The sequence below is a fragment of the Rhodoferax sp. genome (genome assembly GCF_039922535.1).
Lineage (GTDB): Bacteria > Pseudomonadota > Gammaproteobacteria > Burkholderiales > Burkholderiaceae_C > Rhodoferax_B.
Genome location: NZ_JBDTEM010000379.1, coordinates 1 through 6,757, shown reverse-complemented (window position 1 = coordinate 6,757; position 6,757 = coordinate 1). Strand labels below are relative to the sequence as shown.

At 62.8% G+C, this 6,757-nt stretch carries 9 protein-coding genes; 5 read left to right on the top strand and 4 right to left on the bottom strand.

The genetic code is table 11. The features are described 5' to 3' along the window. A partial coding sequence (locus ABI213_RS18105) for a WYL domain-containing protein (protein ID WP_348028102.1) occupies positions 1-277 on the top strand: 277 nt, incomplete at its 5' end. A gap of 123 nt (positions 278-400) precedes the next feature. Here the strand turns inward: ABI213_RS18105 and metW are convergent. From metW to ABI213_RS18090, 3 genes are read right to left on the bottom strand one after another with little or no spacing between them, the layout of a single operon-like run. Continuing rightward, complete coding sequence (gene metW, locus ABI213_RS18100; protein ID WP_348006956.1) at positions 401-985, bottom strand: methionine biosynthesis protein MetW; 585 nt, start codon at positions 983-985, stop codon at positions 401-403. Beyond that, complete coding sequence (locus ABI213_RS18095; RefSeq protein WP_348006957.1) at positions 982-2,115, bottom strand: homoserine O-acetyltransferase; 1,134 nt, start codon at positions 2,113-2,115, stop codon at positions 982-984. Before ABI213_RS18095 ends, metW begins: the two co-directional genes overlap by 4 nt. Then, positions 2,112-2,726, bottom strand: coding sequence for a glutathione S-transferase N-terminal domain-containing protein (locus ABI213_RS18090; RefSeq protein WP_348006958.1), 615 nt, complete (start codon positions 2,724-2,726; stop codon positions 2,112-2,114). Before ABI213_RS18090 ends, ABI213_RS18095 begins: the two co-directional genes overlap by 4 nt. A gap of 109 nt (positions 2,727-2,835) precedes the next feature. Between ABI213_RS18090 and purB the strand changes: the two genes are divergently transcribed. Continuing rightward, on the top strand, positions 2,836-4,239 hold the full coding sequence (purB, locus tag ABI213_RS18085; RefSeq protein WP_348006959.1) for an adenylosuccinate lyase: 1,404 nt from the start codon (positions 2,836-2,838) through the stop codon (positions 4,237-4,239). A gap of 147 nt (positions 4,240-4,386) precedes the next feature. Further along, positions 4,387-4,947 carry a YaeQ family protein gene (locus ABI213_RS18080; RefSeq protein ID WP_348028100.1) on the top strand — a complete coding sequence of 187 codons (561 nt, stop codon included), beginning with the start codon at positions 4,387-4,389 and terminating at the stop codon, positions 4,945-4,947. Positions 4,948-4,994: 47 nt separating this feature from the next. On the opposite strand, the gene ABI213_RS18075 is transcribed toward ABI213_RS18080, so the two are convergent. Further along, a complete protein-coding gene (locus ABI213_RS18075) occupies positions 4,995-5,420 on the bottom strand; it encodes a DUF3717 domain-containing protein (protein WP_348028098.1) in 426 nt (141 codons plus the stop codon). A 289-nt stretch (positions 5,421-5,709) separates the two neighbouring features. Between ABI213_RS18075 and ABI213_RS18070 the strand changes: the two genes are divergently transcribed. Together ABI213_RS18070 and ABI213_RS18065 are read left to right on the top strand one after the other, a co-directional pair. Continuing rightward, the gene (locus ABI213_RS18070) at positions 5,710-6,402 is read left to right on the top strand and encodes a TerC family protein (RefSeq protein ID WP_348028096.1); all 693 of its coding nucleotides are present in this window, start codon (positions 5,710-5,712) and stop codon (positions 6,400-6,402) included. A gap of 41 nt (positions 6,403-6,443) precedes the next feature. Beyond that, on the top strand, positions 6,444-6,757 hold a 314-nt coding region (locus ABI213_RS18065; RefSeq protein ID WP_348028094.1), incomplete at its 3' end, for a phage holin family protein.

Here is a 6,757-nt window from a genome sequence, read left to right as displayed (position 1 = left end):
GCTGGGCGTTGCCAGCATTCCCAGAGAGATCCAGATCGAGGTGCTGCTGCACACCGATATGGAGACGGCGCGCCGGGCGCTGTTTGACAGCATCGGGCTGCTGCACCCCACCGATGGTGGCACCCTGCTGCACAGCCAGGCCGACGATGTGGACTGGTTTGCCCGCGAACTGGCGCGCCTGCCGTTTACTTTTGAAATCCGCCAGCCCGCGGCCTTGCGCACTGCCCTGTCGGCACTGGCGCAGCGCTTGCAGCAACTGGCGGCGGTGGCTCCGTAGACCGGGCGATATACCGCGTTATGCTACGATTTTTCGCATCAAAATAAATAGCTGCCTGCGCAGGTAGAGTCTGCGTTAACTGCCATTTTTATGCCGTAAATAATGCCCTGATTTGCAAAAATCTTACCCGCGCTGAAACTTGAACACCGCCGTGCCCGCCATGGCATTTGGCAAAAAGCGCACTTCGCGCCCTTCTTGCAGGCCAAAGGCATCCAGGATGTGCAAGTTGTTCTTGCCCGCCAGCACCTCAAAGTCCTTGAAGGTGCCCACGCGGATATTCGGCGTGTCGTACCACTGGTAGGGCAGGCGTTTGGTCACCGGCATGCGGCCGCGCAAGATGCTCAAGCGGTTGGGCCAGTGGGCAAAGTTGGGAAAGGCCAGCACGCCCATGCGGCCTACGCGGGCGGTCTCGCGCAGCATGACTTCGGCGTTGCGCAGGTGCTGCAGGGTGTCGATTTGCAGCACCACGTCGAAAGATGCGTCGTCGAACAGGGCCAGGCCCTCGTCCAGGTTGAGCTGCACCACGTTCACGCCGCGCTGCACGCATTTCAGCAGCTTGGCATCGTCGATTTCCACGCCGTAGCCGGTGCAGCCGCGCGTGGCCTGCAAATGGGCCAGCAGTGCGCCGTCGCCACAGCCCAGGTCGAGCACGCGGGAGCCTACGGGCACCAGGCGGGCGATGGATTCCATGGTGGACTGTGCGCTCATGCCACCACCTCGCCCGCGATGCGGTCAAAGTAGGCACGAACGGTGGCCAGGTAGCGGGCATCGTCCAGTAAAAATGCATCGTGGCCGTGGGGCGCGTCGATTTCGGCGTAGCTGACGGTGTGGTGGTGGTCCAGCAAAGCTTTGACCATTTCGCGGCTGCGCTGGGGCGAGAAGCGCCAGTCGGTGGTAAAGCTGACCAGCAGAAACTTGGCTTTGACCTGGGCAAACGCGGCGCTCAGGCTGCCGCCAAAGTGCCGCGCCGGGTCGAAGTAGTCCAGCGCGCGGGTGATCAGCAGGTAGGTGTTGGCATCGAAGTATTCGCTGAACTTGTCGCCCTGGTAGCGCAGATAGCTTTCGATCTGGAACTCCGCATCCTGCGTGGTGTAGCGGTAGCTGTCCGCCACCAACTGCCTGCCAAACTTGGTGTTCATCACGTCATCGCTCAAATACGTGATGTGGCCAATCATGCGGGCGATGCGCAGGCCGCGCTGGGGTACCACGCCGTGCTGGTAAAAGTGGCCGCCGTGGAAATCGGGGTCGGTGACGATGGCGCGGCGGGCGACTTCGTTGAAGGCAATGTTCTCAGCCGTGAGGTTGGGCGCGCTGGCAATCACCACCGCATGCCGCACCCGCTCTGGAAACTGTAGCGTCCAGCCCAGTGCCTGCATGCCACCCAAGCTGCCGCCCATTACGGCGGCCAGGGTCTGGATACCCAGGTGGTCGAGCAGGCGGGCCTGGGCGTTGACCCAGTCTTCTACCGTGACCACCGGAAAGTCGGCCCCGTAGACCTGGCCGGTGTCGGGGTGGATGTGCATCGGCCCGGTGGAGCCAAAGCAGGAGCCCAGGTTGTTCACGCCGATGACGAAAAAGCGGTTCGTGTCCAGCGGCTTGCCGGGGCCGACCATGTTGTCCCACCAGCCCGCCGACTTGGCCTGGCCTTCGTAGCTGCCCGCCACGTGGTGCGACGCATTCAGCGCGTGGCACACCAGCACGGCGTTGGATTGGTCGGCATTCAGCGTGCCGTAGGTCTCATAGGCCAGGTCGTAGGCGCGGATGGAGCCGCCGCCTTGCAGGGGCAGCGGGTCGGCGAAGTGGTGGAACTGCGGTGTGGCGATCAAAACCGTGCTCACACCGGCTTTGTATCGATAAAACTCTGGCGCTGCATGAGTTTGTCTTGCAGCTTGGCCAGATTCGGGTGGCGGGCGCGCCAGTCCAACTCGGGGAAGCGGAATTCCAGCCAGCCCAGCGCGCAGCCTACCGAAATATCCGACAGGCTGAGATGGATGCCGCTGCAGTAGGGCTTTTCGGCCAGGCCGCGGGCCATGGCTTTCAGGCTGTCATCGACCTTGCCCATCTGGCGGTCGATCCAGGCCTGGCTGCGCTGCTCGACAAAGCGCTCGGTCCACACCGATTCCATGCGCGCCAGGATGCCCGCGTCGGACATGCCGTCGGCCAGGGCTTCCCAGGTTTTGACCTCGACCCGCTCGCGGCTTTGCGACGGGATGAGCTTGCCAACGGGCGACAAGGTGTCTAAATACTCCACGATCACTCGCGAATCGAAGATCGCTTCGCCCGCTTCCATCACCAGGCAGGGCACTTTGCCCAGCGGGTTGGATTCGGCGATAACGGTGTCGCGCGCCCACACGTCATCCAGCACAAACTGGTAGTCGAGCTTTTTTTCGGCCATCACGACGCGTACCTTACGTACGTAGGGGCTGGTCAGCGATCCGATAAGTTTCATGGGCACGGTGGTTATGGGGCAAGGATCTGGGATGAAGCCATTCTAGCGATTCACCCCTGCCAGCAAGCCCTGCTTTGCCAAGGGTGGCGCGCATCCTACAATTCAGACTATGAATCTCTCCACGATCTCGGCCCTGTCGCCACTGGATGGCCGCTACGCCGCCAAACTCGCCTCCCTGCGCCCTTTGATGAGCGAACTGGGCTATATGCAACGCCGCGTCCAGGTCGAAGTGGCCTGGTTCATCGCCCTGAGCGATGCCGGTTTTGCCGAATTCAAGCCGCTCACCCCCGGCGCACGCACCTATTTGCTCAATCTGGTCACCAAGTTCAGCGAAGCGGATGGCCGCGCCATCAAAGACATCGAAAAAGTCACCAACCACGATGTGAAAGCCGTCGAATACTGGATCAAGTCCAAATTCGAAGCCCGGCCCGAGCTGGAGCACGCCAGCGAATTCGTTCACTTTGCCTGCACCAGCGAAGACATTAACAACACCAGCCACGCGCTGCAACTCAAGGGCGCACGCAACCAGGTCATCCTGCCGGGACTGGACGCATTGATTACCAAGCTGCGCGAAATGGCCCACGCGTTTGCCGACGTGCCCATGCTCAGCCGCACCCACGGCCAAACCGCCAGCCCCACCACCGTGGGCAAGGAAGTGGCCAACGTGCTGGTGCGCGTGGCCGCCGCCCGCGAAAAGATCGCCAACATCCCATTGATGGCCAAGATGAACGGGGCCGTGGGCAACTACAACGCCCACCTGTCCGCCTGGCCCGACTTCGACTGGGAGGCCTTCAGCCGCAAGGTCATTGAAACCCCCGAGCACGGCCCCGACACTGGCATCAATCCCTGGGGCCTGGGCCTGACCTTCCAGCCCTACAGCATCCAGATCGAGCCGCACGACTACATGGCCGAACTGTTTGACGCCATCGCCCGCACCAACACCATCCTGATCGACTGGTCGCGCGACGTGTGGGGCTACGTGAGCCTGGGCTACTTCAAGCAGCGCCTGAAAGACGGCGAAATCGGCTCCAGCACCATGCCGCATAAGGTCAACCCGATCGACTTTGAAAACGCCGAAGGCAACCTCGGCCTGGCCAACGCCGTGCTGCGCCACCTGAGCGAAAAGCTGCCCATCAGCCGCATGCAGCGGGACCTGACCGACTCCACCGTGCTGCGCAACATGGGCGTGGCCGTGGGCTACGCTGCGCTGGCCTACCAGTCGCTGCTGACCGGCTTGAACAAGCTGGAACTGAACGAAGAAGCCCTGGCGGCCGACCTCGACAGCTCGTGGGAAGTGCTGGCCGAGCCGATCCAGACCGTGATGCGCCGCTTTGGCGTGTCGGGTGCCTACGAGCAGCTGAAGGAAGTCACCCGCGGCAAGACTGTCACCGCTGAAGCCCTGCACGGCCTGATCAATTCGCTGGCGATTCCCGATGCCGAGAAGCAGCGCCTGCTGGCGATGACCCCCGGCAGCTACACCGGCATCGCCGCAGACTTGGCTAGACGGGCATAAAAAGAAAGGCACTCCCAGCACCCGCGCACTGCAACAACGCCCCTTCCAGAACACCGCAGAACCGGCTCCGCCGGGCTGCCAGTGTTGCCCCCGGTAGGGGGTTGGCGAAGCGACACGCAGTGCGCGCAGACTGGGGGAGAACAATATATGGCCCTCAAATCCACGATCTTTAAGGCCAACCTGCAAATTGCAGACATTGACCACGGCTACTACGCCGACCACGCCCTGACCCTGGCGCGCCACCCCAGCGAAACCGACGAACGCATGATGATCCGGTTGGTCGCCCTGGCGCTGCAGGCGCACCAGCTGCAAAGCGTGCTGGGCGGCGACGGCGTGCTGGCGTTTGGCGCGGGCCTCTCCAACCCCGACGACCCGGACCTGAGCCTGCGCGACTACACCGGCCGCACCCGCCTGTGGGTGGAAGTCGGCCAGCCCGAGGACAAACCGCTCATCAAAGCCTGCGGCAAAGCCGACCAGGTGTTGCTGTACTGCTTTAGCCACTCGGCCGAAATCTGGTGGCGCGGCATGGAAAGCAAGCTAAGCCGCCCGCAAAACTTGCAGGTCTGGCGCGTGCCCACCGACGCGTCCCAAGCCCTGGCGGCCTTGGCCGAACGCAGCATGCAGCTGCAAGCCACGGTGCAAGAAGGCGCGCTGACACTGGGCAGTGAAAAAGGCAGCGTCGAGGTCGAGTGCGTCCGCTGGAAATAGTGGTCTTTTAGGCCTCCGGCGCAGAATCCATCTGCACAAGCAGCTACTTAATCAATAGCGGGCATGCGCCCTTCGGCGGCGCGCTCGGCGTAACGGTTGAAACGCCACGAGTTGCCTTCCAGCGTGATGCGCCGCCACGTGGCGCGTTTGTCGGCTGGACCCATGGCGGGCCAGAGCTGGACTTCTTCAAAGGTTCGCCCGCAGCCTTTGCAGACCGCATCGCCCTGGAAGGTGGAGCAGATGGCGATGCAGGGCGTGTCGGGGGTTGTATCAAACCACACCAGCCAGGCCGCGCGGGCCGCAGGGGGCATGGACACATCGTCCACCGTGTCTTCGTGGTGGTAGACCATCAGGGCGTACACCTCGGCCAGGGCGCGCAATTCGGCGCACAGGGTGAAGCCGTCCGGCGACGGCTTTTGGATGCGCCAGTAGTTGATGGCGGCTTCGATGTCGGTGATGTGGAGTCCGGCCATGAACACGATGTAAGCAAAAGGACGCTGATTGTGCTCTAATCCAGCCTCCTGAAGGGGAGTAGCTCCCGCCCGCCATCCCAGCGGGCATCCACTGGTCGTCAATACGTTGCCCCGCGCGGGCTTCCGGACAGTGGGGCCGTGTTGAACATGTTTCACCATGCCGAGCAAGACCTTCGATTTCCACCTGCAAAGGTGGGTTTCGAAGCGTGCTTGCTGGTCCCCTCGGCCATCTTCCACCCGCCTTTCGATCCCTGCCTTTGCCGGTTTTTAACTGCAAAGGAGTGTTTCTATGGAATTTTTATCCGCCCCGTGGTGGTCGGCCCTGCTGGCCATCATTTTGATTGACCTGGTGCTGGCAGGCGACAACGCCATCGTCATCGCCTTGGCGGCGCGCAACCTGCCGCCGCATCTGCAAAAGAAAGCCATCCTGTGGGGCACGGTGGGTGCCATCGCGGTGCGCTCGGTCATGACCGTCGGCGTGGTCTGGCTGCTGAAGATCCCCGGCCTGATGCTGGTCGGTGGCCTGGGCCTGCTGTGGATTGCCTACAAGCTGCTGGCCGACCAGGGCAGTGAGGACGGGCATGACGGCCCGGTGGTCAGCACCTTCTGGGGCGCGATGAAAACCATTCTGGTGGCCGACGCGCTGATGGGTGTGGACAACGTGCTGGGCGTGGCCGGTGCCGCGCACGGCGCGTTTGATTTGGTCGTCATCGGCCTGCTGGTGAGTGTGCCGATCGTGGTGCTGGGTAGCACGGTGGTGCTGAAGCTGGTGGAGCGCTTCCCGGCCATCATCCAGATCGGCGCTGCCGTGCTGGCCTTTACCGCCGCCAAGATGATCGTGGGCGAGCCGGTGCTGGCCAGCGTATTTGGCCCGGATGCACCCTGGAGCACCGCCGCCCACTGGACGCTTTACGCGGTGGCCGTGGCCGGTGTGCTGGCGACCGGTAGCTGGGCGGCCCGCCGCAAAGTGTCGGCAGCGTAATGTTGGGGTGCGGGTGGCTTAATCGCGCTATCCTCGCCCGCATGAAACTCATCTTCAAATGGCTGCTCAGCGCAGCCGCATTGCTTCTGGTGGCGCATTTGTACAGCGGGGTGCAGGTGCAGAACTTCACCGCTGCGCTGATCGCCGCGCTGGTGATTGGCCTGCTCAACACGGTGCTGCGGCCGGTGCTGGTGGTGTTGACACTGCCGGTCACCATCCTCACGCTGGGGCTGTTCTTGTTTGTGGTGAACGCGTTGATGTTCTGGTTCGCCTCAGGCCTGTTGGCGGGCTTTCATGTGACCGGGTTTGCCGCGGCTTTGATTGGCTCGCTGCTGTATTCGGCCCTGGGTATCGT

What these genes read in the sequence shown, in the direction of transcription:
- ABI213_RS18075 (WP_348028098.1), bottom strand. Translation starts at nt 5,420, where the DNA reads ATGGCCGGACTCCACATCACCGACATCGAAGCCGCCATCAACTACTGG.
- ABI213_RS18070 (WP_348028096.1), top strand. Translation starts at nt 5,710, where the DNA reads ATGGAATTTTTATCCGCCCCGTGGTGGTCGGCCCTGCTGGCCATCATT.
- purB (WP_348006959.1), top strand. Translation starts at nt 2,836, where the DNA reads ATGAATCTCTCCACGATCTCGGCCCTGTCGCCACTGGATGGCCGCTAC.
- ABI213_RS18080 (WP_348028100.1), top strand. Translation starts at nt 4,387, where the DNA reads ATGGCCCTCAAATCCACGATCTTTAAGGCCAACCTGCAAATTGCAGAC.
- metW (WP_348006956.1), bottom strand. Translation starts at nt 985, where the DNA reads ATGAGCGCACAGTCCACCATGGAATCCATCGCCCGCCTGGTGCCCGTA.
- ABI213_RS18090 (WP_348006958.1), bottom strand. Translation starts at nt 2,726, where the DNA reads ATGAAACTTATCGGATCGCTGACCAGCCCCTACGTACGTAAGGTACGC.